The sequence below is a fragment of the Sphingomonas sp. Root720 genome, from assembly GCF_001428605.1.
In the GTDB taxonomy this organism is placed as follows: Bacteria; Pseudomonadota; Alphaproteobacteria; order Sphingomonadales; family Sphingomonadaceae; genus Rhizorhabdus.
Window position 1 is genome coordinate 47,405 of sequence record NZ_LMID01000013.1, and the last position, 23,235, is coordinate 70,639.

Annotated in this window: 30 protein-coding genes and 1 tRNA gene; 18 read left to right on the forward strand and 13 right to left on the reverse strand. The window is 65.6% G+C overall.

Translation table 11 applies throughout. The features are described 5' to 3' along the window. Positions 1-60: 60 nt before the first annotated feature. The 3 genes from clpS to ASE22_RS17645 all read right to left on the reverse strand — a co-directional run bounded on the left by clpS (position 61) and on the right by ASE22_RS17645 (position 3,417). Positions 61-387: an ATP-dependent Clp protease adapter ClpS gene (clpS, locus tag ASE22_RS17635; RefSeq protein WP_235537365.1), complete on the reverse strand. Its 327-nt coding sequence runs from the start codon at positions 385-387 to the stop codon at positions 61-63. A gap of 252 nt (positions 388-639) precedes the next feature. Next, positions 640-1,461, reverse strand: coding sequence for a phasin family protein (locus tag ASE22_RS17640; RefSeq protein ID WP_056362746.1), 822 nt, complete (start codon positions 1,459-1,461; stop codon positions 640-642). Between the two features lie 198 nt (positions 1,462-1,659). After that, positions 1,660-3,417: a PHA/PHB synthase family protein gene (locus tag ASE22_RS17645; RefSeq protein ID WP_056362748.1), complete on the reverse strand. Its 1,758-nt coding sequence runs from the start codon at positions 3,415-3,417 to the stop codon at positions 1,660-1,662. A 127-nt stretch (positions 3,418-3,544) separates the two neighbouring features. Between ASE22_RS17645 and ASE22_RS17650 the strand changes: the two genes are divergently transcribed. Then, positions 3,545-4,753 carry an LL-diaminopimelate aminotransferase gene (locus tag ASE22_RS17650; RefSeq protein ID WP_056362751.1) on the forward strand — a complete coding sequence of 403 codons (1,209 nt, stop codon included), beginning with the start codon at positions 3,545-3,547 and terminating at the stop codon, positions 4,751-4,753. A 118-nt stretch (positions 4,754-4,871) separates the two neighbouring features. On the opposite strand, the gene ASE22_RS17655 is transcribed toward ASE22_RS17650, so the two are convergent. Next, positions 4,872-5,153: a hypothetical protein gene (locus tag ASE22_RS17655; RefSeq protein ID WP_056362755.1), complete on the reverse strand. Its 282-nt coding sequence runs from the start codon at positions 5,151-5,153 to the stop codon at positions 4,872-4,874. Between the two features lie 181 nt (positions 5,154-5,334). Between ASE22_RS17655 and ASE22_RS17660 the strand changes: the two genes are divergently transcribed. Next, positions 5,335-5,814: a DUF2721 domain-containing protein gene (locus ASE22_RS17660; protein ID WP_235536279.1), complete on the forward strand. Its 480-nt coding sequence runs from the start codon at positions 5,335-5,337 to the stop codon at positions 5,812-5,814. Beyond that, the gene (locus tag ASE22_RS17665) at positions 5,804-6,214 is read left to right on the forward strand and encodes a DUF4345 domain-containing protein (RefSeq protein ID WP_056362758.1); all 411 of its coding nucleotides are present in this window, start codon (positions 5,804-5,806) and stop codon (positions 6,212-6,214) included. Before ASE22_RS17660 ends, ASE22_RS17665 begins: the two co-directional genes overlap by 11 nt. Before the next feature lie 229 nt (positions 6,215-6,443). Here ASE22_RS17665 and ASE22_RS17670 read toward each other — a convergent pair whose 3' ends face one another. The 3 genes from ASE22_RS17670 to ASE22_RS17680 are packed head-to-tail and all read right to left on the reverse strand — an operon-like array spanning position 6,444 to position 8,314. After that, positions 6,444-6,980, reverse strand: coding sequence for a hypothetical protein (locus ASE22_RS17670; protein WP_056362760.1), 537 nt, complete (start codon positions 6,978-6,980; stop codon positions 6,444-6,446). Between the two features lie 48 nt (positions 6,981-7,028). Continuing rightward, the gene (locus ASE22_RS17675; RefSeq protein ID WP_156397124.1) at positions 7,029-7,718 is read right to left on the reverse strand and encodes a hypothetical protein; all 690 of its coding nucleotides are present in this window, start codon (positions 7,716-7,718) and stop codon (positions 7,029-7,031) included. A gap of 2 nt (positions 7,719-7,720) precedes the next feature. Next, positions 7,721-8,314 (reverse strand): hypothetical protein, encoded by a 594-nt coding sequence (locus ASE22_RS17680; protein ID WP_056362766.1) that lies wholly within the window; start codon positions 8,312-8,314, stop codon positions 7,721-7,723. Between the two features lie 148 nt (positions 8,315-8,462). Between ASE22_RS17680 and ASE22_RS17685 the strand changes: the two genes are divergently transcribed. The 3 genes from ASE22_RS17685 to ASE22_RS17695 all read left to right on the forward strand — a co-directional run bounded on the left by ASE22_RS17685 (position 8,463) and on the right by ASE22_RS17695 (position 10,447). After that, positions 8,463-8,765: a DUF1801 domain-containing protein gene (locus tag ASE22_RS17685; protein ID WP_082545297.1), complete on the forward strand. Its 303-nt coding sequence runs from the start codon at positions 8,463-8,465 to the stop codon at positions 8,763-8,765. Further along, the gene (locus ASE22_RS17690; protein WP_056362769.1) at positions 8,752-9,477 is read left to right on the forward strand and encodes an extensin-like domain-containing protein; all 726 of its coding nucleotides are present in this window, start codon (positions 8,752-8,754) and stop codon (positions 9,475-9,477) included. Before ASE22_RS17685 ends, ASE22_RS17690 begins: the two co-directional genes overlap by 14 nt. A 61-nt stretch (positions 9,478-9,538) precedes the next feature. Continuing rightward, positions 9,539-10,447: a TIGR00730 family Rossman fold protein gene (locus tag ASE22_RS17695; protein ID WP_056362772.1), complete on the forward strand. Its 909-nt coding sequence runs from the start codon at positions 9,539-9,541 to the stop codon at positions 10,445-10,447. Positions 10,448-10,462: 15 nt separating this feature from the next. Here ASE22_RS17695 and ASE22_RS17700 read toward each other — a convergent pair whose 3' ends face one another. Further along, positions 10,463-11,086 (reverse strand): YbhB/YbcL family Raf kinase inhibitor-like protein, encoded by a 624-nt coding sequence (locus tag ASE22_RS17700; protein WP_056362774.1) that lies wholly within the window; start codon positions 11,084-11,086, stop codon positions 10,463-10,465. A gap of 196 nt (positions 11,087-11,282) precedes the next feature. On the opposite strand from ASE22_RS17700, the gene ASE22_RS27345 reads away from it, so the two are divergent. From ASE22_RS27345 to trmFO, 4 genes are all read left to right on the forward strand, one after another. Next, complete coding sequence (locus ASE22_RS27345) at positions 11,283-11,543, forward strand: hypothetical protein (RefSeq protein WP_056362777.1); 261 nt, start codon at positions 11,283-11,285, stop codon at positions 11,541-11,543. Next, on the forward strand, positions 11,540-12,700 hold the full coding sequence (locus ASE22_RS17710) for a winged helix-turn-helix domain-containing protein (protein ID WP_056362780.1): 1,161 nt from the start codon (positions 11,540-11,542) through the stop codon (positions 12,698-12,700). Before ASE22_RS27345 ends, ASE22_RS17710 begins: the two co-directional genes overlap by 4 nt. A gap of 129 nt (positions 12,701-12,829) precedes the next feature. Continuing rightward, the gene (locus ASE22_RS26860) at positions 12,830-13,006 is read left to right on the forward strand and encodes a hypothetical protein (protein WP_156397125.1); all 177 of its coding nucleotides are present in this window, start codon (positions 12,830-12,832) and stop codon (positions 13,004-13,006) included. Positions 13,007-13,106: 100 nt separating this feature from the next. Beyond that, positions 13,107-14,447, forward strand: coding sequence for a methylenetetrahydrofolate--tRNA-(uracil(54)-C(5))-methyltransferase (FADH(2)-oxidizing) TrmFO (trmFO, locus tag ASE22_RS17715; RefSeq protein ID WP_056362782.1), 1,341 nt, complete (start codon positions 13,107-13,109; stop codon positions 14,445-14,447). A 39-nt stretch (positions 14,448-14,486) separates the two neighbouring features. Here trmFO and ASE22_RS17720 read toward each other — a convergent pair whose 3' ends face one another. Both ASE22_RS17720 and ASE22_RS17725 read right to left on the reverse strand, forming a co-directional pair. After that, complete coding sequence (locus ASE22_RS17720; RefSeq protein ID WP_056362784.1) at positions 14,487-14,894, reverse strand: low affinity iron permease family protein; 408 nt, start codon at positions 14,892-14,894, stop codon at positions 14,487-14,489. 11 nt (positions 14,895-14,905) lie between these two features. After that, a complete protein-coding gene (locus ASE22_RS17725) occupies positions 14,906-15,124 on the reverse strand; it encodes a DUF2945 domain-containing protein (protein ID WP_056362786.1) in 219 nt (72 codons plus the stop codon). Positions 15,125-15,212: 88 nt separating this feature from the next. Between ASE22_RS17725 and ASE22_RS17730 the strand changes: the two genes are divergently transcribed. Then, on the forward strand, positions 15,213-16,394 hold the full coding sequence (locus ASE22_RS17730) for a glycosyltransferase family 4 protein (protein WP_056362788.1): 1,182 nt from the start codon (positions 15,213-15,215) through the stop codon (positions 16,392-16,394). 15 nt (positions 16,395-16,409) lie between these two features. Here the strand turns inward: ASE22_RS17730 and ASE22_RS17735 are convergent, their stop codons facing one another. Both ASE22_RS17735 and ASE22_RS17740 read right to left on the reverse strand, forming a co-directional pair. Further along, on the reverse strand, positions 16,410-16,730 hold the full coding sequence (locus ASE22_RS17735; RefSeq protein ID WP_056362791.1) for a DUF2218 domain-containing protein: 321 nt from the start codon (positions 16,728-16,730) through the stop codon (positions 16,410-16,412). After that, positions 16,730-17,341, reverse strand: coding sequence for a PadR family transcriptional regulator (locus ASE22_RS17740; RefSeq protein ID WP_056362794.1), 612 nt, complete (start codon positions 17,339-17,341; stop codon positions 16,730-16,732). The genes ASE22_RS17735 and ASE22_RS17740 overlap by 1 nt, the downstream gene beginning before the upstream one ends. A gap of 126 nt (positions 17,342-17,467) precedes the next feature. Here ASE22_RS17740 and ASE22_RS17745 point away from each other — a divergent pair, with 126 nt between their 5' ends. The 4 genes from ASE22_RS17745 (at position 17,468) to ASE22_RS17760 (ending at position 20,084) form a co-directional block, all read left to right on the forward strand. After that, the gene (locus tag ASE22_RS17745; protein WP_056362798.1) at positions 17,468-18,778 is read left to right on the forward strand and encodes a replication-associated recombination protein A; all 1,311 of its coding nucleotides are present in this window, start codon (positions 17,468-17,470) and stop codon (positions 18,776-18,778) included. After that, complete coding sequence (locus ASE22_RS17750) at positions 18,775-19,122, forward strand: MmcQ/YjbR family DNA-binding protein (RefSeq protein ID WP_056362801.1); 348 nt, start codon at positions 18,775-18,777, stop codon at positions 19,120-19,122. The genes ASE22_RS17745 and ASE22_RS17750 overlap by 4 nt, the downstream gene beginning before the upstream one ends. Continuing rightward, complete coding sequence (locus tag ASE22_RS17755; RefSeq protein WP_056362804.1) at positions 19,119-19,988, forward strand: hypothetical protein; 870 nt, start codon at positions 19,119-19,121, stop codon at positions 19,986-19,988. The genes ASE22_RS17750 and ASE22_RS17755 overlap by 4 nt, the downstream gene beginning before the upstream one ends. Before the next feature lie 20 nt (positions 19,989-20,008). After that, positions 20,009-20,084, forward strand: a tRNA-Thr gene (locus tag ASE22_RS17760). 130 nt (positions 20,085-20,214) lie between these two features. Here ASE22_RS17760 and ASE22_RS17765 read toward each other — a convergent pair. Next, a complete protein-coding gene (locus ASE22_RS17765; protein WP_056362807.1) occupies positions 20,215-20,652 on the reverse strand; it encodes an Lrp/AsnC family transcriptional regulator in 438 nt (145 codons plus the stop codon). A gap of 144 nt (positions 20,653-20,796) precedes the next feature. On the opposite strand from ASE22_RS17765, the gene ASE22_RS17770 reads away from it, so the two are divergent. From ASE22_RS17770 to ASE22_RS26865, 3 genes are all read left to right on the forward strand, one after another. Continuing rightward, positions 20,797-21,843, forward strand: coding sequence for an ornithine cyclodeaminase (locus ASE22_RS17770; RefSeq protein ID WP_056362811.1), 1,047 nt, complete (start codon positions 20,797-20,799; stop codon positions 21,841-21,843). A 13-nt stretch (positions 21,844-21,856) separates the two neighbouring features. After that, entirely contained in the window at positions 21,857-22,813 is a 957-nt protein-coding gene (rocF, locus tag ASE22_RS17775; protein ID WP_056362813.1) for an arginase, read from the forward strand. A gap of 77 nt (positions 22,814-22,890) precedes the next feature. Then, positions 22,891-23,067 (forward strand): hypothetical protein, encoded by a 177-nt coding sequence (locus ASE22_RS26865; protein ID WP_200933084.1) that lies wholly within the window; start codon positions 22,891-22,893, stop codon positions 23,065-23,067. The last annotated feature ends 168 nt before the right edge of the window (positions 23,068-23,235 follow it).

Below are 23,235 nucleotides of genomic sequence, written 5' to 3' on the forward strand. Positions count from 1 at the left end.
GAAACAGGCAGGGCCGCGTGAACGCCTCAACCGGCGACGAGAAAAACGCTGTAAGGGCCTTCAGGCCTTCTCAAGCGTGCATTGGAGCGGATGCTGGTTCTGCCGGGCGAAATCGACGACTTGGCTGACCTTGGTCTCGGCGACCTCGTAGCTGAAGACGCCGCATACGCCGACGCCCTTCTGATGGACGTGGAGCATCACCCGGGTCGCATCCTCCAGATTCATGCGGAAGAAACGCTGGAGGCAAAGGACGACGAACTCCATCGGCGTATAATCGTCGTTGAGCATCAGCACCTTGTAGGGCGATGGCTTCTTGGTGCGCGAGCGGGTCCGCGTGGCGAGACCGAGACCGGTGCCGTTATCATCGCCATCCTTGCGCGTGGCCATGCCGGTCGGGGCAAGGGAAGAGACAGAATCGCTCATGGTCGGCGCGGGACTCACACAAATACGGGACATGGGAAAGAATATGGCACGCCGGGCCGCTTCGGCAAGGGGCTGACGAGCGCTTTGCCCCATCGACGGCGCATCAAGGCCGTGGATCGAGCATTTCCATGCACCGGTCGCGCGCTCGACCGGCGCCCGAAAGAAAACGGCCGCCTCCCGGGGGAAGCGGCCGTCGAAACGCAGTGGAAAGGGAAATCAAAGCGCTGCGGACTTGATCTTCTCTGCAGCGAGCGCGTAGCGGCTCGAAATCGGCTGGGCGACTTCGCCGGCCAGCTTCAGCCAGGCTTCGCTCAGCTTCGAAGCTTCGGCGACGGCGCTGTCGAATGCCGACTTGGCATAGTCGCTCTGGATCTGGAACAGCTCGGTCGGGGTCTTGACCGCGGCCAGGCTCTTCATCGTCGCCGAGGCGGTCTCGAAGCTCTTCTTGCCATAATCTGCCAGTTCCTGGCCAAGCGACTCGGCGCCCTTGGCGGCAGTCTTCGCCGAGGTGGCGAACGCCTCGAAGTTGCCCTTGGTGAATTCGGTCAGCTCTTCGCCGGCCTTGGCGGTCTTCTCGAACGCAGTCTTCGCACGGTCGTTGAAATCAGCAATCATCTTATTAACCTTTTCAGCAGCAGCCTTCGGCTGGGGTGGAACGGTGGTGGCCATGACGCGCACTCCCTTCGTTTCCGGCTTTGACGCTGCCGGGGCGGGCTTGACCGCCGGCGTCGCGACGGCCGGGGGCGTAACAATCTCGGCGACGGAAACGACCGCCGGCTTTTCCGGCGCAGCGACGCTTGCCGGCTGCGCCGTCATGGCGACGGGCTGGGCCTTCGCAGCGGGCTCGGTCTTGGCGACCGGGGCCGGCTTCGGAGCCGGTTCCGGCTTCACCGCCGCAGGCTTTGAAGCAACCTGCCCAGGCGCCGCGACCTTGGCCGTGTCCGGCTTGGACGGCACGATGGGTTTGCGGGCCGTCCTAGCGGCGGAGGCCGCCTTGTGCCGGCCGGGAAAGCGCTTGCTGGAAACCTTATCCGCCATCGAATCGAAATTCCGTCTTGGATGTTGCGACGCACAATACAGTTTTTTTGAGCCTGCGCAAGATATATTGTGCACTGCAACATAACCGTAACGGCACAGCAATTTTTCGGCAGAAATCCGCGAGCAAAGCGCGCACCCCGCCAACGGACGACCGCCTCCGGGGTTCCGGCGGCTCAACAATATTTCGCAGTTGCGCTATCAGGGTGTCCGGACGTAGCGGCCCGGAGCCTCCTCGATCGCCGGCAGCGCGCCCTCCCCCGGCACCCGCGCGCCGGCCACCGGCACTTCCGTGGGAGCGAGAGCGCGCACCCAGTCCCGCCAGTCCGGCCACCAGCTGCCCTTGGTCTCCTTGGCTGCGGCTTGGAAGGCCTCCAGCGTCTCGACCGGCTTCTCGCAGGTCCAATATTGATATTTGCCTGCTTCCGGCGGATTGACGACCCCGGCGATATGCCCCGATCCCGCCAGCACGAACCGCACGGGGCCCGACAACTGTCCGGTCATCTTCCACACGCTCGTGGAGGGAGCGATATGATCCTCGCGCCCTGCCTGGACATAGGCCGGCGTCTCGATCAGCGTCAGGTCGACCGGAACGCCGTCGATCGACAAGGCACCCGCCTGGACGAGGCGGTTATCGCGGTAGAAGTCCTCCAGATAGGCACGGTGCCATTTGCCGGGAAGATTGGTGGTGTCGCCGTTCCAGTGGAGCAGGTCGAACGCGGGATAGTCCTCGCCCAGCAGATAATTCTGCACGACATAGTGCCAGATCAGGTCGCGGCCGCGCAGCAGGTTGAAGGTCGCCGCCATGAAACGGCCGTCGAGGACGCCCGAGCCCTGGGTCAGCGCGTCGATCAGCTTCAGCTGCTCGTCGTCGACGAAGAGGTTGAGGTCGCCCGCATCGCTGAAATCGACCTGGGTGGTGAAGAAGGTGGCACTCCGCACCTTCGCCGCCTCGCCCTTCGCGGCGAGGTAGGCCAGGGCCATCGACAAGGCCGTGCCGGCAACGCAATAGCCGATGGCGTGGACATGCTCCACGCCGAGCAGGGCGCGGACCGTGTCGATCGCGTCGACCTGCCCGCGCACGACATAATCGTCCATCGTCACGTTGGCCATGCTCTCGTCCGCCGACTTCCACGAGACCACGAAGACCGAGAAGCCCTGCGCGACCGCCCATCGGATGAAGCTGTTCTTCGGGTTGAGGTCGAGGATGTAGAAGCGGTTGATCCACGGCGGGAAGATCAGCAGCGGTACCTCCACCACGCTTTCGGTGACGGGCGCGTAGTGGATCAGCTGGTAGAGCGGCGTCTCATGGATCACCTTGCCCGGCGTCGCGGCGATGTTGCGGCCCAGTTCGAACGCCTCGGTGTCGCTGTGGGTCAGCTTTCCCCGGCCGATATCGGCCAGCATATGGTCCAGCCCGCGCAGCAGGTTCTCGCCGCGCGTCTCGAAGATGCGTTCGAGCACCAGCGGATTGGTCAGCGCGAAATTGGACGGCGACATCGCGTCGGCGATGACGCGCGTCGCGAATTTCAGTTGTTCGCGCTGCCTGGGCGGCAGCCCTTCCAGGGCATCGATCCCCTTCAGCCAGGCGTCGCACAGCAAGAGATAGGCATCGGCGATGACGCCGAAGATCGGCGTCTCGCGCCATTGCGTCGCCTTGAACCGCCGGTCGCGCGCCGCCTCGACCCCCGCTCCTTCCTCGATCAGTTGGCCGAACAGGCCGAGGCTGGCCTTCATCAGCTCGCTCTGCTGGTCGGCCAGCTTCTCGGGATCGGCGAAGATGGGAGACGGCAGCGGCAGGTCGCCGGGCGCCCGGGCCATCACCTCCGCCACATGCTCCATCAGCATCTGCTGGGCCTGGCCGATCACCCCGGTCCAATGCTGAACCTCCTCCAGCGACGGCAAAGCGACAGGATCGCCTTTTCCGGGTGCGCCGCGCTCTTTGCCCATGTCCGACATGCCAAGTTCCTGCCCAAGCTTTTTTCACGATGCGCCTGCAATCGGCGCGCAGAATCTGTATAGGTCGCAACGGCGAGCATGGGGGATCGATCCCCGCTCGCCAAGTCCGAAACCCAAAGGAAGTGCAATGTCCGAGGAATTCTACCGCATCAAGCGCCTGCCCCCCTATGTCATCGCCGAAGTCAACGCGATGCGGGCAGCAGCGCGAGCGCGGGGCGAGGACATCATCGACCTGGGCATGGGCAACCCCGACCTGCCGCCTCCGCAGCACGTCATCGACAAGCTGTGCGAGGTCGCCCGCAAGCCCGATGCGCACGGCTATTCGGCGTCGAAGGGCATCCTCGGCCTGCGCAAGGCGCAGGCCGGCTATTATCAGCGCCGCTTCGGGGTCGATCTCGATCCCGAGAACGAAATCGTCGTGACGCTCGGCTCGAAGGAGGGGCTGGCCAACCTCGCGCAGGCCATCACCGCACCGGGCGACGTGGTGCTGGCACCCAACCCGAGCTACCCGATCCACACCTTCGGCTTCATCATCGCCGGCGCCACGATCCGCTCGGTTCCGACGACGCCGGACGAACGCTATTGGGAAGCGCTCGATCGCGCGGTGAAGTTCACCGTGCCGAAGCCGTCGGTGCTCGTCGTCGGCTATCCGTCGAACCCGACCGCCGAGGTGGTCGACCTCGCCTTCTACGAACGACTGGTCGCCTGGGCGAAGGAGCACAAGATCTGGGTGCTGTCCGACCTCGCTTATTCGGAGCTCTATTATGATGGGGTCCCGACTCCGTCGATCCTGCAAGTGCCAGGCGGCAAGGACGTCGCGGTCGAGTTCACCTCGATGTCCAAGACCTACAGCATGGCAGGCTGGCGAATGGGCTTCGCGGTCGGCAACAAGCAGCTGATCTCGGCACTGACCCGGGTGAAGTCCTATCTCGATTATGGTGCCTTCACGCCGATCCAGGCGGCGGCGGTCGCGGCGATCAACGGCCCGCAGGACATCGTCGAAAAGAATCGCGAACTCTACAAGAAGCGCCGCGACGTGCTGGTCGAGAGCTTCGGCCGCGCCGGATGGGACATTCCGCCGTCGCGAGCGTCGATGTTCTGCTGGGCGCCGTTGCCGCCGGCGGTCGCGCATCTCGGCAGCCTCGAATTCTCGAAGCAGCTGCTGACCCACGCCGGAGTCGCAGTCGCGCCAGGGGTCGGTTATGGCGAGGATGGCGAAGGCTATGTCAGGATCGCGATGGTCGAAAACGAGCAGCGCATCCGGCAGGCGGCGCGCAACGTGAAGCGCTATCTCCAGTCGATGGGTGTCAACGTCGGCTCCAAGACGGCTGGCTGAGCCGAGGCCTGCCCAGCGGAGCTCCACCCGCTCCGTTGCGGCGCAACATCATTGGCCGACAAAAATAAAAAGGGAGGCGGGTGACCGCCTCCCTTTCCCATACCGGATATGTCGCCGTTCAGTTGGCGGCGTAGACCGGGGAGCCGCCGGTGCTGGCGATGGTTGCCGCATCGGCCTTGAACCTGACCGGCCACACGCCGACCTGGCCGGTGACCTGGCCATCGCGCAAGCGCAGGCGGAAAGCCTGGCCGCTATTCACGATCGTGCCCGAGATCAGCGTCGATTGGCCCACCGTCTTGACGTTGTAGTCATAGGTGACACCGTCGCGGGTAAAACTTTCCGCCATCGCCGGCGCCGCGGCGACCGAGGACAGAATGGCGAGTGCAAAAAAGGTCTTCATCACAATCTCCCTTCAAATGTTGCCAGCAGGTCCTCTTTATTGTGCGGCGCATCATCTAGGGACGGCGACCGTGCGCAATTGATTAAGATAACGCACCGAGTGCAGATAATGCACTCATTGCGTTATCTGCATGCCACAGTGCGAACAGCGTAACTGCGGTGCGCTTGACCGCGCTGGGCGCATGACCCATGCAGGCGCGATGGGGGACAGCTTCGCACTCGACGACATCGCGCACACCATCCAGCTCGCGATGGCACCCTGCTTCCTGCTCACCGCGATCGGCGCGATCCTCAACATGCTGACGGGCCGGCTCGGGCGGGTGGTCGACCGGTCGCGCTGGATCGAACAGAACTTCACGGCGAAGGACGACCCGCGCCATGGACATCAGGTGCAGCAGCTCCGCTGGATCGACGAACGCATGCGCCACGCCAATCGCGCGCTGGTCCTCTGCACGATCAGCGCGGTGCTGATCTGCATCGTGATCGCCGGGCTGTTCACGGCGGTCCTGTTCGATCTCGCCCTGGCCCAGCCGATCGCGATCGTCTTCGTGCTGGCGATGCTGCTCCTGATCGTCGGGCTGGGCATCTTCCTCTACGAGGTACGGATCGCTGTACATGCCACCCGCATCCAGGACGAATTGCTCGAACGCGATGATCGGTGAGCGCACCCTGCTGAAGGGCGTCGTCGCGATCGCCTGCCTCGTCCCGATCCTGACCGGACTCGACGGCGTCCTGCGCGGCGCGGCGATGATGCGGCTCGCCGCGGTGCCAGCGGACCTCGACAGCCATTATCGCTATCTCTCGGGCATATTCCTGGTGCTGGGCCTGGCCTTCGCCTCGACGATTCCGGCGATCGAGCGGCAGGGGCCGCGCTTCCGCCTGCTCGGCGCGATGGTGGTGGTGGGCGGCCTTGCCCGACTGCTGAGCTGGGCAATGGTCGGCGAACCGGGCGTGCCCCACCGGCTTGGTCTGGTCATGGAACTGGTGGTCGTGCCGCTATTGATGCTGTGGCAGGCGCGTATCGCGCGGCGCGCGGGCAATCGCGACAGGACGGGACGGTAGCCCAAAATGAAAAGAGTTGCCGGGGCCTGGACCCCGGCAACTCCTGACATGGTCAGCGGCCGGAGTGCCGGCCCGGAGAACCACCGCGCCTCTTAGAAGCGCGTTCCCCGAACGGACAGAACCGACCTCCATGCTGAACCATGAGACATCGGATCACCTCCTTTCGCAATGTTGCCGAGGACTCGAACATGGGTCATTGCGCGCTCACGAACAAGCCTTGAAATATATTCTATTTTCGGCAATCCTCGATGGCTCGCGCCGGTTCGGCCCAGGCCGGAATCGCCAGGTCCGGAAGCCCGGGGGAGCGCACCGCGATCCGTCCCCGGCTGAACGCCATCACATCCAGGAAGCCGTCATTGGCGCTGAGGACGACCGCGCTCATCGCCGCGCCGCGGTCCAGGATGTGGCCGGCCGGGAAACGCGCGCTGCGGCTCGACGCGATGATCTCGATCTGGGTGCTGGTGCCGGCGCGCATGATCGTCACCTGGCGTTTTGTCGCATCGCATTGCACCACGAATTGCGAGGCCTGCGGGTCGCCGTAGCGCGCGGTCGAGACGGGCGTGCCCGGCACGTAGCGCCACGTTCCAGCCGTCAGGGGCCAGTCCCGCCAGTCGCCGCCATGCGGGACCGGAGCGGCCGGCGGCGGCGCGGCGGGCGGCGGTACGGGCACCGGCGGCGATGAGGAAGTGGCGGTGCAGCCGCTAAGGGCCAGCGGCAGCAACAGCAGCGCTGCGAGCTGCCGGATGTCGATCGGTCGGGAAGCCATGTGCCGTCCATGACGGATCGCGGCGGCGAAGGGAACCCCCCGGCGAACTCAGCCGCGGCCGCGGCAGTCGCGGATCAGACGAACCACTTCGGGACCGACCGGCACGACAGTCTTGCGGTTCGCGTGGAGCTGGATCTGCATCGGCACCGATCCGTCGAGCGCATTGAAGAACGCGTGGCTAGACGGGAGCGTCGTGGCGATCGTACCTCCGCCATCGGGCGAATAGGTGGCGTCCATCATCAGCCTGACCTTGCCGACGGTGATCGCCTGCCGGTCGAAATCGCCGGGCGATCCAGTGCCGACCGCGATGATCTCGATCGTCTTTGCGGCGGTGGTGCAGGCAAGCGCATAGCTCCATTGCCCACCCGTCCTGCTGTAGATCGCACCCGGACCGTCGCCCAGCCGGGGAACATAGTACCAGCGGTTGGGGCGACGGGCATCGACCGGCTCGTCGACGGTCGCCCCATCGGCCGGCGTCTCGACGGCGACCGCGGGCTTGGCCGCCGCGTCGGGCAGTGCCGCCGCAGGCATATCGGCGGAAGCCGTTCCCGCTCGGGCCATGGGCGGCGGGACGGGCCTTTCGGCAGGCTGCGGCGCCTGCCGCGACTGGATAAGCCAGGTAACTCCATAGCCGCCCGCCATCAGCACGACCGCGACCAGCACCATCACCGCGCGCTTGCGGAAGCCCGAGCGCTTCCGCACCAGCGTGGGTGGTGGATAGCCGATCGGGCCCTGCATGTTCATTCCGCGTTGAAGGCCGCCGCGTCGATCGTCACCGGCTTCACGTTGGCGCTCTCGCTCACGGAGATGTCGTAGGAAACGCTCGAGCGCTTGACCTCGGTATGCTCATCATCGTCGATGACCTCCGTGATCATGTCGTCGACCTCGGGCATCTGATTGGCCTTGAGGATATGGGTAAAGGACTTGCAGTCGGGGGCGAGCGCCGCCCCGAAGGCATATTGGATGATGTAGCGGCCGTCGGGCACGCCATCGATCGACAGCCCCTCCTGCCGGCGCAGGAAGAAGCTGGCGGCCAGGCGGCCCGTGTCGGCATGGCGGATCTTGATCAGGGCGTCGCGCATGCCGCTGTTCTGCAGCTCGATGCTGTGCCCCTCGGCGCCGAGCTCCATGTCCCCCGCCAGCTTCCGGCCCGATTCCGGCGGTGCGGCGCAGACCGGCACGCCGGGATCCTGCGCGGCGGGCAGACCGGCCGCCGCGTCGGCGGCGGCGATCGCGTTCGCACGCGATGGCGGATCAGCCGCCCCGGCACCCGCGGACATGAGCAAAAGGGCAGTGCCGAGCACGAGGCCCGGCCCACCATGGACCTTCATCATATTCCCACCCCGATCAGACGCCACAGGCGCCTTTTCAAGGTGACATTGTGCGCGATATGTTACGCAAGGGAAAGAGTTGAAACGTAAACTCTTCCTACTTTTGGGCCGTTTTGGCGCGACTTCGAACTTTGTGGGACAGCAGCGAGCGATGAAGAGCGATCCCCATATCGACGGCTATATTGACCGAGCCGCGCCCTTTGCCCGCCCGATCCTTGCGGATCTCCGCGATCTGGTTGGAAAAAACTGCCCCTACGCGGAAGAAACGATCCAATCGGGCTTTCCCCACTTCGTTAACCGCGGCCGCATTCTTTGCGGCAGGGCGGCCTTCAAGGCGCATGTGGCGTCCGGCTTCCGGCAGAACCGCAGAGAGACCCGCAGCAAGCGGATCGGCACGACGATCGCCCAGCTCGAGGAAGGCAAGCGTCTCGACTGGAAATATGAGCGCTGCTGACTATGCTGGCCGGGTGTCGTTCTCCCATCCCGGCCGCGACGGCCGAAATCCCGCTCGCAGGAGCCCGGCCGACCGTTCGGTCCTGCTCTGGCCCGTCCTCCTGCTGTTCGCGCTGGCCGGATGCATCCCCTCCCCCAGCCAACCGCGCCGTGGCTGGCGGCCGCCGGCGGAGAGCCCCGAGCGCTTCCGCCAATGCGTCGCCGCGCTGCGAGCCGACGGCGCGCAGGTCGACGCGCTTCCCGATCGCCGGTTCGACAATGGCTGTTCCGCCACATCCGCGGTCAAGCTCGTCGCCATCGGCATTCCCGTCACCAATCTCGGCGCGGTCAAATGCGGACTCGCCCTGCCGTTCGTTCGCTGGGTGCGCCAGGACGTCCCGGCGGCGGCGCAACGCTGGCTCGGGTCCGACGTGGTCCGCATCGAAAGCTTCGGCAGCTTCGCCTGCCGGCCGGTCAACAACCAGGCCGGCAACCGCCTGTCCGAGCATGGCCGCGCCAACGCCGTCGACATCGCCGCCTTCCGCCTGCGCGACGGGCGGCGTATCAGCGTCAAGGACGGCTGGAACGGCCCGGACCAGCAGGTGCGCGGCTTCCTTCGCACGCTCCATCGCGGCGCCTGCGGCCGTTTCCCGATCGTGCTCGGGCCGGACGCGAACGCGCTTCACCACGACCACTTCCATTTCGACATGGGCAGCGGACCCTATTGCCGATAGAAGTCCGGAGACCGTCTGCCCTGTAATGCGGGCGAAAGCTGACTATCTGTAACAGAGACATATGGCACACAGAAAAGTACCCAAACGCGTCTTCGCCCGCGCCAAAGAGGATGCTGCGGTCGCCAAGACCGCGACCGAAACCCCACAGACCACCGACACCGCCTACAAGCTCGCCTTCCAGGACACCGACTTCCTGCTGCGCGACGACCTGCGGCCGGTCCGCTTCCAGCTCGAGCTGCTGAAGCCCGAACTGCTGCTCGAGGAAGCGAATATCGGCTCGACCTTCGTGATGTACGGGTCGGCCCGCATTCCCGAACCGGGCAAGGCCGATGCGCTGATCGCATCGGCCGCGACGCCGAAGCAGCGGAAGATCGCCGAACGGCTGAAGGCCAAGAGCCGCTATTATGACGAGGCGCGCAAACTCGCCCAACTGGCCAGCCGATGCCCGGCCGACGCGGAAGGCAAGCGCCAGTTCGTCGTCTGTTCGGGCGGCGGACCGTCGATCATGGAAGCGGCGAATCGCGGCGCCCACGACGTCGGCGCGGAATCGATCGGTCTCAACATCGTCCTGCCGTTCGAGCAGACGCCGAACGCCTATGTGACGCCGCATCTGAGCTTCCAGTTCCACTATTTCGCCCTGCGCAAGATGCACTTCCTGCTGCGCGCCCGCGCCGTCGCCGCCTTCCCCGGCGGCTTCGGCACCTTCGACGAGCTGTTCGAACTGCTGACCCTGGTCCAGACGGGCAAGATGGCGCAGCTGCCGATCTTCCTCTTCGGCAAGGACTTCTGGCGAAAGATCGTCAATTTCGACGCACTGGTCGAGGAAGGCGTGATCAGCGAGAACGACCTGAACCTGTTCCGCTTCGTCGAGACGGCGGAAGAGGCATGGGAAAAGCTCGACCTCTATTACGCGACCCGCGACCGATCCTACCGCCACCGCGATCCGTCCGCCAAGGCCCGGGCCGGTTGACGGGGGGCTGATCGATCAGGCGCGGGAAACGCTGCCGATCCGCCCTTCCGACAGCGGCGCCTCCTCGCCGCGCGAATAGGTGCCGACCAACATGCCGGCCCCCAGTACCCGGCCCTGCAACCCCCGGATCAGCCCCGAGCGGCCGGGATTGCCGCCGATGTCGATCGTCTCGCTGAGCGCAAACAGCTGGAAGACATAGTCGTGGCTGCCGTGGCCGGTGGGTGGATCCGGCGGCAGCCAGCCCTCGAAGAGGCTGTTGCGGCCGACATCCGGGCCGTCGACCGTCCCGTCGCCGTCGGCGACGATGGCCCCTTCGGGAAGATGCCGGTCGTCGGCCGGAATATTCCATACCAGCGCATGCACGAGGGGCTGGAGGGCGGGCGCATCGGGGTCCTCGACGATCAGCGCGAGACTGGTCGTGCCCGTCGGCACCTCCCCCCAGAGCAGCGGCGGGGATACTCCCTCCCCATCGGCGGTGAAGCGCACCGGCAGGCGCGCGCCGGAGGCGAAAGCCGGGCTGCTCAGGTCGATCACCGTGTCGCCGATCCGCAGTTCGGGTTGGACGATCACCAGTTTCGAATGGCCGGCGCGGACATTGCGCAGCACCGCGCCCAGCCAGCGGGGAAGATGTTCAAGCATCGTCGCGCTTCTCCTCTTTCGGAGCATAATGCGCCAGACCGATTGCCGATCCGAGAAAATCGTACCGGTGGCGCCATGGCCACTGGCATCTTTCGGGACGGCCAAGTCAATGAGGGGATTTACGAATTTCTCGGAGAAGGCCGCGACGCGCCGTGAAGGCTTGCCTTCGTGCCGGCGCCACGGCATCGCTCGCCTCATGGATCTCGATGCCCTGCTCCACCATTATTTCGGTACCGACGATATCGACACGCTCGATGAGGGTGCGATCGAGGATGCCCGCCAGCGGGTCGAGATCGCCTTCGGCACCGAACGCGATTCCGGCCGCCGCTTCGCATTGTGGATTCTGCTCCACGCGATCGGCGCTGCCCCGGACCCGGCGATCGCCTTCAAGGATGCGAAGGACCGGAAGGCCGCCGAGGATTATGCCTGGGCGGCGGGGCGGATCGAGCGGCGTTGACCGCGAGGCTGTCGCTCGCGCAGGCCCGCCGGATCGCGCTCGCCGCACAGGGTTTCGCCGCTCCCCGGCCGCAGGCCGTCGGCAACGCCCATCTGCGCCGCACGCTCGACCGGCTGGCGCTCCACCAGATCGACAGCGTCAACGTCCTGTCGCGTGCCCATTACCTGCCCGCTTTCTCGCGCCTCGGCGGCTATGACCGCGCCCTGCTCGACGAAGCCGCCTGGGGCCGCCGGTCGAAACGGCGCATGTTCGAATATTGGGCGCATGAGGCGTCGCTGCTGCCCGTCGATCTCCAGCCTTTGCTCCGCTGGCGGATGGAAGAGGCCGACCGCGGCGAGCGCGGCTGGAAGGCGCTTCGGGTCTATGCCCGGGACAAGCGCGGCGAGGTCGATGCGGTGCTCGATCGCATCCGCGCCGAAGGTCCCCTCGCCGTCTCCGACTTCGAGGACGGCCGGAGCCGCAGCGGCTGGTGGGAATGGGGCGACAGCAAGCGCAAGCTCGAATGGCTGTTCTGGGCGGGACACGTCACCACCACCACCCGGCGCGGCGGCTTCGAGCGGGTCTACGACCTGACCGAGCGAGTCATCCCGCCCACGATCCTGGCCCTTCCTACCCCCGACAAGGCCACGGCGCATCGCGGCCTGCTCGCGCGCGCCGCTGCCGCGCTGGGCGTCGCGACCGAGACCGACCTGCGCGATTATTTCCGGACCTCCGTCGCCGACACCAGGGTGGCGATTGCCGAACTGGCTGCGGAAGGGCTGCTTCTCCCCGTCACGGTCGAAGGCTGGCGCCAGCCCGCCTGGCTGCACCGCGATGCCCGGCGTCCGCGCAGCGTCGATGCCCGCGCGCTGCTGGTGCCTTTCGACCCGCTGATCTGGGAACGCGACCGGACCGAACGGCTATTCGGCTTCCACTACCGCATCGAAATCTACACGCCTGCCGAGAAGCGCCGCTACGGCTATTATGTCCTGCCCTTCCTGCTCGGCGACCGGCTGGTCGCGCGGGTCGATCTCAAGGCCGACCGGCAGAGGTCGGTCCTGCGGGTGCAGTCGACCCACCTCGAACCCGACGCTCCCGGCGAAACCCGCGAAGAGCTCGATATCGAGCTCCGGGAAATGGCCCTCTGGCTGGGCCTCCACGGCGGAGTATCGCGGTAGGCGCGCCCGATCGCGCCAAGCTCTTAGACATTGGTCTAGGCCCCCGCTGCTTTCCTGTCCGACATGATGTAATCCCTCTGTCATACGGCGCGAAAGCCGCGCGACCTGGATTGGGGGAGGTATGCGTCCATGAGGAACTTCGTTCGCCACGCCCATGCTCGACATGCCTTCCTTCGTCTTCCGGAGGAGGTGCTGGAGGGGGCTGGCGAGGAGAAATATCCGGCCTTTGTCGGTGCACTGATCGCGGTCGGCGCCTCGGCGCTGCTCTGGGCGATCATCGCTTCTATCTTCGTCACCCTCTTCTAGGCGTCCCGTCCTCCGGCGAGTGCCTGGATCTTGCGTCCCGCGACGCGGGGTGCGGGAGGAAAGACTTCAATCTCCGCGCGAGGGGGACTAAAGCGCGGCGATGGTTCATCAGATACATGTGATCGGCGGCGGGCTCGCCGGGTCGGAAGCGGCGTGGCAGCTCGCCCAGGCGGGCATTCGCGTGCGCCTGTCCGAAATGCGCGGGATCGAGGCAACGCCCGCCCACCAGACCGACAGCCTCGGCGAACTGGTCTGCTCGAACAGCTTTCGTTCGGACGATCCGGCGAACGCCGTCGGCCTGCTCCATGCCGAGATGCGTGCGCTGGGATCGCTGATCATCGGCACGGCCGACGCGCACCGGGTGCCCGCCGGATCGGCGCTGGCCGTCGATCGCGAAGGGTATGCCGAAGCGGTCACTCGCTCCATCGCCGGGCATCCGCTGATCGAACTGGTCCGCGAACGGGTCGACGCGCTGCCGGAGGACGGCCCGGCGATCGTCGCGACCGGCCCGCTGACGGCCGCCGCGCTGGCCGAGGCGATCGGCACCGCGACGGGCGCCGACGCCCTCGCCTTCTTCGACGCGATCGCGCCGATCGTGCACCACCACTCCATCGACATGGACGTCGCCTGGATGGCTTCGCGTTGGGATAAGGGCGAGACCAAGGACTATATCAACTGCCCGATGGACAAGGAGCAATATCTGGCCTTCCATCAGGGGCTGCTCGACGGCGAGAAGACCGCGTTCAAGGAATGGGAGAAGGACACGCCCTATTTCGACGGCTGCATGCCGGTCGAGGTGATGGCGGAGCGCGGCGTCGACACGCTGCGCTATGGTCCGATGAAGCCGGTGGGACTCGACAATCCGCGCACCGGTCGCTGGCCCTATGCGGTCGTGCAGCTGCGCCAGGACAATGCGCTGGGCACACTGTGGAATATCGTCGGTTTCCAGACCAAGCTGAAGCACGCCGAGCAGGTCCGCCTGTTCCGCACGATCCCCGGCCTGGAAAAGGCCGAGTTCGCCCGGTTGGGCGGCCTCCATCGCAACACCTTCATCCAGAGCCCCAAGCTGCTCGACGGCGCGCTGCGCCTGAAGTCGCGCCCGAACATCCGCTTTGCCGGCCAGATAACCGGCTGCGAAGGCTATGTGGAGTCGGCGGCGATCGGCCTGCTCGCGGGGCGCTTCGCGGCGGCCGAACTGCTCGGCCGGCCGATGGACGCGCCGCCGCTGACGACGGCGCTCGGCGCGCTGCTCGGCCATATCACCGGCGGCGCGGACGCGGCCAGCTACCAGCCGATGAACGTCAATTTCGGGCTGTTTCCCCCGCTCGAAGGCGCCAAGGGCGGCCGCAAGCGCAAGGGCGACCGCAAGGCGATGATGGCCGAGCGTGCGGGCGAGGCGCTGAAGGCGTGGCTGAACGACGGCGAGGTCGAAGCGGCCTGATCGCCCGCGTCGCCGGGGGGGGGCGCGCCGCCGCCCGCCCTATCGCCGCCGGATCAGATGGGCGATGCTGTCGGCCGGACGAGGTCCGCTATCGCCCGGCTTGCATTCCTCTTCGATCTGGGAGCGGATCTTCTCCAGTTCCTTCTCGGTAAGGTGCTCGATGCCGATATAGTCGTTGCGAGCGCTATCGATCGCCCGGATCAGTTCGTCCATCTTGGCCTGCATCGCCGCGGCATCGCGGTTCTGGGCGTTCTGGATCAGGAAGACCATCAGGAAGGTGATGATCGTCGTCGTCGTGTTGACGATCAGCTGCCAGGTGTCCGAGAAGCCGAACATGGGACCGCTGACGCCCCAGACGACGATCGCGCAAAAGGCGACGACGAAGGCGAGCGGCTGGCCGACCGCACTGGAGATCCTGGCCGCAACCCGCGTGAAGAACTGATCCATCCTGCTTACCCTTATCCGGCGTCGAGTTCCGAGCCGCGCTTCAGCGCCATCTTTCCGTCATCGGTCTTCACCAGATAGGCGGGATTGGCGGCGGTGCCGCGGCGGACGATCCGGGCGCCTTCGATGGTACGCTGGACCCGCCGTTCGAACCGTTGGACGACATGGCCATGGGCGACGTGCGCGCCCCAGTTCCACGATATCCTCTGCCCGCTGCGAAAGCCCTTTGCCATGCGAAGATATGTCCTTTCGCACCCATAACCGTCCGCCCGCGCGGCTGTTCCGGTTGCGATGACCGTCTTTGGCTCCTAAGGCGTCGCGATGGACGCATCCCAGCTTCGTGTCGCCCTGTTCACGGGCAATTACAACTATGTGCGCGACGGCGCGAACCAGGCCCTCAACCGGCTGGTCGGCTACCTCCTGCGCCAGGGTGCAGCGGTGCGGATCTATTCGCCAATGGTCGACGAGCCCGCCTTTCCGGCGACCGGAGACCTGGTCGACATCCCGTCGCTGCCGGTGCCGGGCCGCACCGAATATCGCTTCCCGCTGATGATCCCGCCCAGGGTCAAGCGCGACATCAGCCGCTTCGCCCCGAACATCATCCACGTCGCCAGCCCGGAGATCCTCGGTCATCGCGCCGTGGCGCTCGCGCTGCGCCGCAAGCTGCCGGTGGTGGCATCGGTCCACACGCGGTTCGAGACCTATTTCCGCTATTATGGCCTCGCCTTTCTCGAGCCGCTGGTCGAGGCGATGCTGCGCCGTTTCTATCGGCGCTGCGACGCGATCTTCGCGCCATCGGAGTCGATGGCGCAGCTGCTGCGCAACCAGCGGATGAGCTACGACGTCGGTATCTGGTCGCGCGGGATCGACCGGACGATCTTCAAGCCCGAGCGGCGGTGCGACGATTGGCGCCGCTCGCTGGGAATCCTGCCCGACGACGTCGTGATCGGCTTCGTCGGCCGGCTGGTGATGGAAAAGGGCCTCGACATCTTCGCCGACACGATCGACCAGCTCGACCGGCGCCAGGTGCGGCACAAGGTGCTGGTGGTCGGTCACGGCCCGGCGCGCGAATGGTTCGAGAAGCGCCTGCCCGGTGCGATCTTCGCGGGCTTCCAGGCGGGCGAGGACCTGGGCCGCGCGGTCGCGTCGATGGACATGCTGTTCAACCCGTCGGTCACCGAGACGTTCGGCAACGTCACGCTGGAAGCGATGGCGGCCGGGCTGCCCGTCGTCGCCGCGCGCGCGACCGGCAGCGAGAGCCTGATCGACGACGGCCGGACCGGGCGGTTGATCACGCCCGGGCGCACGAAGGCCTTCGCCGACGCCCTGCAGGCTTTCTGCGAGGATCCCGACATGCGCCGGACGATCGGCGAGGCGGGCCTGAAGGCGAGCGCGCGCTATGGCTGGGACGAGGTCAACCAGGAGCTGGTCGACGCCTATGTGCGCATCCTGCGCCAGCACAACGCCGGCATCCGCGTCACCCGCCAGAGCCCGGTGCCCTGACTTTCGGAAACCGCGCTAGGCCGGCTTCCAGTCGAACGGCAGCGGCGCCTCGCGGAAGGCGAAGCGGTCGAGGTGGCGGGCCACGGCCCCCTTCAGGCCTTCGAGCTGCGCGTCCGAACTCGCGTCGATGCGGACTTCCAGCGTCGCATCGGTCGCGTCGAAGGTGGCGAGCCCATCGCCCGGATGGTCGGCTCCCCGCGCATCGCGCGGGAAGACGACCGTGCCGTGGGTGGGCGTAAACGCGACCTTCAGCTTATGGGTCCAGTGCTTGCACAGCTGCTGGAGATATTTGCTGCCCGAAGCGGTGGGCACCGATGCGGTTGCGCTGATCGTCATCAGAGCCTCTCGATCTTGCGAGTGGCTTCGTCGAGGATGGCGGCGACCTCATGCGCCAGATCGGTGTTGCCGCTGCGGCCCATGCGATCGCGCAGCACCATGGCGAGGTTGACCATCGCCCGCCGCACCGGCGCCCGGTCGTGGCCGCCGCCCTGCTCCTCGCCCAGCGCCTCGATGCGTGCGAACAGCGCTTCGACCTGTTCGGCCTGCTCGCCGATCTCGAGCTTGCCCGCTTCGGTGATCGCGAACAGCCGCTTCGAGCCCTCGGCCGCCTGCTCGGCGATCAGTCCCATGTCCTGGAGCATGGTGAGCGTCGGATAGACCACGCCCGGGCTCGGCGCATAGGATCCGCCGGAGCGTTCCTCGATCGCCTTGATCAGGTCGTAGCCGTGACGCGGCTGCTCGCCGATCAGCGCCAGGAGGACGAGCCGCAGCTCGGTGCTCTCGAACACGCGGCGGCGTCCGCCGCCCCGGCGACCGCCCCGGCCGCCCATGCCCTCTCCGAACCCCTCGCCAAATGCATCGCCAAAGCCGCCACGGTGGCGGCCGCGCATCGCATGGAAGCCGTGATGACCACCATGTTCGCGATGCCTTTTGTTAAAACCAAACATCTTATTCTCCGGTCTTCATATCTATCGAATCATTCTCGATAGCTCTAAGATATATCTTGAAAGAGTTTTGACAAGCCGGTTTTTCGCCCCCTGTGCGGACGGCCCGGCCGCGCCTATATCGTCGCGATGGCCGATCTTTTTGCGCCCGACCCCGCCGCCCTGCCCGCCGATGCCGCGCCGCTCGCCGAACGGCTGCGGCCGCGGGCCCTCGACGAGGTGATCGGACAGGAACATCTTACCGGCCCCGAAGGCGCGATCGGCCGCATGGTCGCGGCGGGCCGCCTGTCCTCGCTGGTGCTGTGGGGGCCGCCCGGCACCGGCAAGACGACGATCGCACGCCTGCTCGCGGATGCGGTCGGCCTGCGCTTCGCGCCGGTCTCCGCAGTTTTTTCGGGCGTCGCCGACCTCAAGAAGATCTTCGCAGAGGCGCGCGAGCATGCGCGGATGGGCACGCGCACGCTGCTCTTCGTGGACGAGATCCACCGCTTCAACCGCGCCCAGCAGGACAGCTTCCTGCCCTATGTCGAGGACGGCACCGTGGTGCTGGTCGGCGCGACCACCGAGAACCCCTCCTTCGAGCTCAACGCCGCGCTGCTGAGCCGGGCGCAGGTGCTGATCCTCAACCGGCTCGATGCCGCCGCGCTCGGCAAGCTGATCGCGCGGGCGGAAGAGATCGAGGGCCGGGCGCTGCCACTGACCGACAGCGCGCGCGACGCGTTCGTCGCCTCGGCCGACGGCGACGGGCGCTTCCTGCTCAACCAGGTCGAGACGCTGTTCTCGGTCGCGATCGACCATCCGCTCGAGCCCGGGGAACTGGCCGCGCTGCTACATCGCCGGATGGCGGTCTACGACAAGGACCGCGAAGGCCATTACAACCTGATCTCGGCGCTCCACAAGTCGCTGCGCGGATCGGACCCGCAGGCGTCCCTCTACTATCTCGCCCGGATGCTGACCGCCGGCGAGGAGCCGCTCTACGTGCTGCGCCGGCTGGTCCGCTTCGCGAGCGAGGATATCGGCCTGGCCGACCCGCAAGCGCTGGTCCAGTGCCTTGCCGCCAAGGACGCCTATGACTTCCTCGGCTCGCCCGAGGGCGAGCTGGCGATCGTACAGGCCTGCCTCTACCTCGCCACCGCGCCGAAATCGAACGCCGCCTATGCGGCGCAGAAGGCGGCGTTCCGCTCGGCGAAGGAGACGGGCTCGCTTGTACCGCCCAAGAACATTCTCAACGCGCCGACCAAGCTGATGAAGGATATCGGCTATGGGAAGGGCTATGCCTATGACCATGACGCCGAGGATGCCTTTTCCGGCGACGATTACTGGCCCGAGGACATGGCGCCGCAGAGCTTCTACAGACCCTCCCCGCGCGGCTTCGAGGCGAAGATCGCCGAGCGCATCGCCTATTGGGAGCGGCTGCGGCAGGAGCGCGGGAGCCGGTGAGCCTCGACTGGGACAAGGTCGCCGGCTTCGCGGCCGGGCTGCCCGGGGCCGAGCGCTCGACCCATTATGGCGGCCCGGCGGCCAAGGCGAACGGCAACGCCTTCGTCGCGCCGGGGCGGGAAGACGGCAGCTTCTGCCTGATGATCGACCGCGACACGGTCGACATACTCAAGGAAACCGATCCCGACACCTATTGGCAGTCGCCGCATTATGAGGGCTGGCCCGCCGTGCTGGTCCGCTACGGCAGCACCGATCCCGAGAGGGTCCTTTCGATGATCGAGCGCGCGCACCAGCAGGCGCTGGCGAAGAAGCGCGCGAAGCCGAGGCCCGGGAAGAAGGCATGACCCGCCGCTTCCGGCGCTTCGCCTGCATCGACTGGTCGGGGGCGAAGGGCGATCGGCAGAAGGGCATCGCCGTCGCGGTCAGCGACGGACCGGGCCGGACACCAAGGCTCCTCGAACGAGCCTGGTCGCGCCAGGCGGTGTTCGACTGGCTGCTCGACCATGCGCGCCGCGGCAGCGACCTGCTGATCGGGATCGACTTCTCGACCGCCCTGCCCTTCCTCGATGCGGGCGCCTATTTCCCCGGCTGGGCCGATAGCCCGGCCGATGCCCGTGCGCTGTGGAAGCTGGTCGACGATATCTGCGCGGACGACCCGCATCTGGAGGCAGGCGCCTTCGTCGACCATGTCGAGGCCAGCCGGCATTTCCGCCGCCATGGCGGCCGGCAGGGCGACCTGTTCGGCGCCGGCAACGGCCGCTACCGCCTCGTCGAACGCATCTGCCGCGACGACCGCCACGGGCCGGCGACGAGTTGCTTCAACCTCGTCGGCGCCGCGCAGGTCGGCAAGTCGAGCCTGACGGGAATGCGGCTGCTCCACCGCCTCGACGGGCGGGTGCCCGTCTGGCCCTTCGATCCGCTGCCCGAGACCGGCCCGGTCATCGTAGAGATCTACACGACGATCGCCGCGCGGACGGCGGGGCTGTCGGGCGGGAGCAAGATGCGCGACGCCGACCGGCTGCGCGCCGGCCTCTCCGGCCATGGCATCCGCCGCGCGCCGGTCCTGCCCCGCTATGACGACCACAGCACCGACGCCATCCTCGGCGCGGCCTGGCTGGCGGCAGCCGCGTCCCGTGCCGATCTGTGGAACCCGCCGGCGCTTTCTTCGCACATCGCCGCCGTCGAGGGCTGGACCTTCGGCATTCCCTGACGCAATAGGGCGAACGGAGTGCCGGCTTAGCTCAGTTGGTAGAGCACCTGATTTGTAATCAGGGGGTCGCGGGTTCGATCCCTGCAGCCGGCACCATTTTTCTTCGAAATATCAATGCCTTATTGCCGATCGCAATTCGGGCACGCGCGACATCCTCAGTCGCCAACACACAGTTCAACACACGGCCACCATTCGGCCGCCGGCTGCGGCACATCGTGAATGCGGGTCAAACGGTACTTAACAGCAAACTCGTCTCGCTGTTGGAAACGCCGTCGATCATCCGCACTTCCCGCAGCACACGATCAAAATCCGAAAGGTTGGCTGCGCGAATGTCGGCAACCAGATCCCAATTTCCATTGGTGGTGTGTAGAGCACGAATTTCAGGAAAACCCTTCAAGCGTTGGATCACCTGCGTCGTCGACTTACCGACCACCTCGATCATCATCATGGCCCGAACGCTATTGTCCGTATAATCTTCGCGCATTCGAACCGTGAAGCCCAGCAGCGTCCCTGATTGCAGCAATCGATCGAGGCGGTTCTGCACAGTTCCACGCGCCACGCCCAGCGCATCCGCGAGCTTGGACAGCGATGCTCGGCCATCCACCCGCAAATGTGCCATGATTCGACGATCGAGATCGTCAGGAATGAAGGTTCCAACAGTCATGAGTGTGTACCACCAAATTGCCAATTTTGGCAAATATAATGAGCAATATTGCCAAATTCTACCGATATTACAGGTGTCATTGCTATTTTGATAAACATTAAGCCGACCTACGATCGAGCAACGCCAACCAGATAGGAGCCGTCAATGGGCCCGCTGCCGTCCGAACTCGCCTATATTCCCTTCGTCAGCGTCGAGAACATGATGCGCCTGGTGCATCATTTCGGAATCGAGGCGGTGCTGGCCGAAATGACCGACGCCGTGGAGGCAGATTATCGCCGGTGGGAGCAGTTCGAGAAAACACCGCGCCTTGCTTCGCATTCGCGCGACGGCGTGATCGAACTGATGCCGACATCGGACGCCGAAGCTTTCAGCTTCAAATATGTCAACGGTCATCCCAGCAACGCCGCCAAAGGCTACCAGACGGTTGCCGCCTTCGGCCTGCTCGCTCGTGTCGATACCGGCTATCCCTTGATGCTGACCGAGATGACCCTGCTCACCGCGCTCCGCACCGCCGCCACCTCGGCAATGGTTGCGCGCTACCTCGCACCCGCTGGCGCCAAGGTAATGGCGATGATCGGCAATGGCGCACAAGCGGAGTTCCAAGCCCTGGCCATGAAAGCGGTGGTCGGCATCGCGGCCGTGCGGCTGTTCGACATCGATCCCAAGGCGAGCGAGAAGGTTGCACGCAACCTTCGTGACAGCGGGCTGCACGTCACCATCTGCGCCAATTCGCAGGAGGCGATAGAAGGCGCACAGATCATCACCACCTGCACCGCCGACAAGGCTTATGCGACGATTCTCACCGATAATATGGTCGGTGCCGGCATTCACATCAACGCGATCGGCGGCGACTGCCCGGGCAAGACCGAGCTGCACAAGGATATTCTGCGCCGTGCGGAGACTTTCGTCGAGTTCGAACCACAGACGCGGATCGAGGGTGAAATCCAACAGATGGATGCCGACTATTCAGTGACTGAATTCTGGCGCGTGCTGAAGGGCGAGGCTCCGGGTCGCCGCGATGCTCGCCAGATCACTCTGTTCGACAGTGTTGGTTTCGCGACCGAGGACTTCTCCGCCCTGCGCTATGTCTATTCCAAACTGCAGGGGACCGATTTCTTCCAGAATATCGATATACTGGCGGATCCTGACGATCCGCGCGATTTGTTCGGCATGCTCCAGCGCGCCGCCTGAGGAGCGATCCATAATGAAGAAGCAGCGGATCAGCCTGGTGGGCGCGCCGATCGAACTCGGTGCCGGGGTGCGCGGGTGCCTGATGGGCCCCGAGGCACTGCGACTGGCCGGGATTGGCGATATGCTGTCGTCCCTCGGCCACGAGGTCGAAGATCGTGGCGATGTCGTTCCCGCCCAAGGGATTGAGCACAAGCTTGCGGGCCGGGCAAACCACGCGACGAACGTGACCAGTTGGACGCGCGCGCTGGAGGCGGCGTCTTATGCCGTCTTGCGGGACGGCCGCCTGCCGATCTTCCTTGGTGGTGACCATGCCCTGGCGATGGGCACGGTCGCCGGCGCCGCGCGCTTTGCCCACGACCGGGGGCAGCCGCTCTGCGTGTTGTGGTTGGACGCCCATGCCGATTTCAACACGCCGGCAACCTCGGAATCAGGTAATATGCATGGCATGCCCGTCGCATTCTATTGCGGCGAGCCCGGCTTCGAAGACGTTCTGCCGAACGGCCGACCGCTGGTCGCGCCTGATCACGTCTTCATGATCGGCATCCGGTCGGTTGATGATCGCGAACGCGAGTTGCTTGCGGAGCGCGGGATCAATGTCTTCGACATGCGGGCTATCGACGAGTTCGGCATTGCAGCGATCCTGCGCAGCATCCTAGAGCAGGTCGAGCGAATGGGAGCCATGCTCCACGTGAGCCTCGACGTCGACTTCCTCGACCCCGCCATCGCCCCCGGCGTCGGTACGACGGTCGCTGGCGGCGCCAACTTCCGCGAGGCGCATCTTATCATGGAGATGCTGAGCGAGTCCGGGCTGACGACCTCGATGGATATCGCTGAATTAAACCCGTTTCTCGACGAGCGTGGCAAAAGCGCCCACCTCCTGGCGGACCTTACCGCCAGCCTGTTCGGTCGCAGGATACTCGACAAGGTCGCCACTTTGGCCTCGAACGGGCACGGTTATATGGCGGCATGACTGCGCGCTGGGTCGGTCGGAAGCAAGTTGCGTCGGAGCGACCACTATGGCGACGATCCGACTGTCCGCATTTGGGAATGGACGAGGCGAAAGCAAACGTCATTGGGGAAGGCTCGTTCTCGATCTTCAAATGTGGCATGAAGGAGCGTCTATCGACAGTGCCGCAAGCAGCATTTGCACCGCTACCTGCCGAGATCGATTTCCGGGACAGCAACCGCGCCAAGCTCGGTATCGACAACAAGGCCCGCACTTAAACGCGTTCAAGGGTATCGTGGGCAAGCGGCTCACATAGACGGCTTGTTGGGTAGAGCTGCATGCATGTCGCTATCGGGGGCAATATGGAAAGAGCCGATAGGGGCGATCGTCTGTCATTGAACGCGAGTCAGCTTGGGCTGCACCAGCACCATGCTGGCCGAATGGCA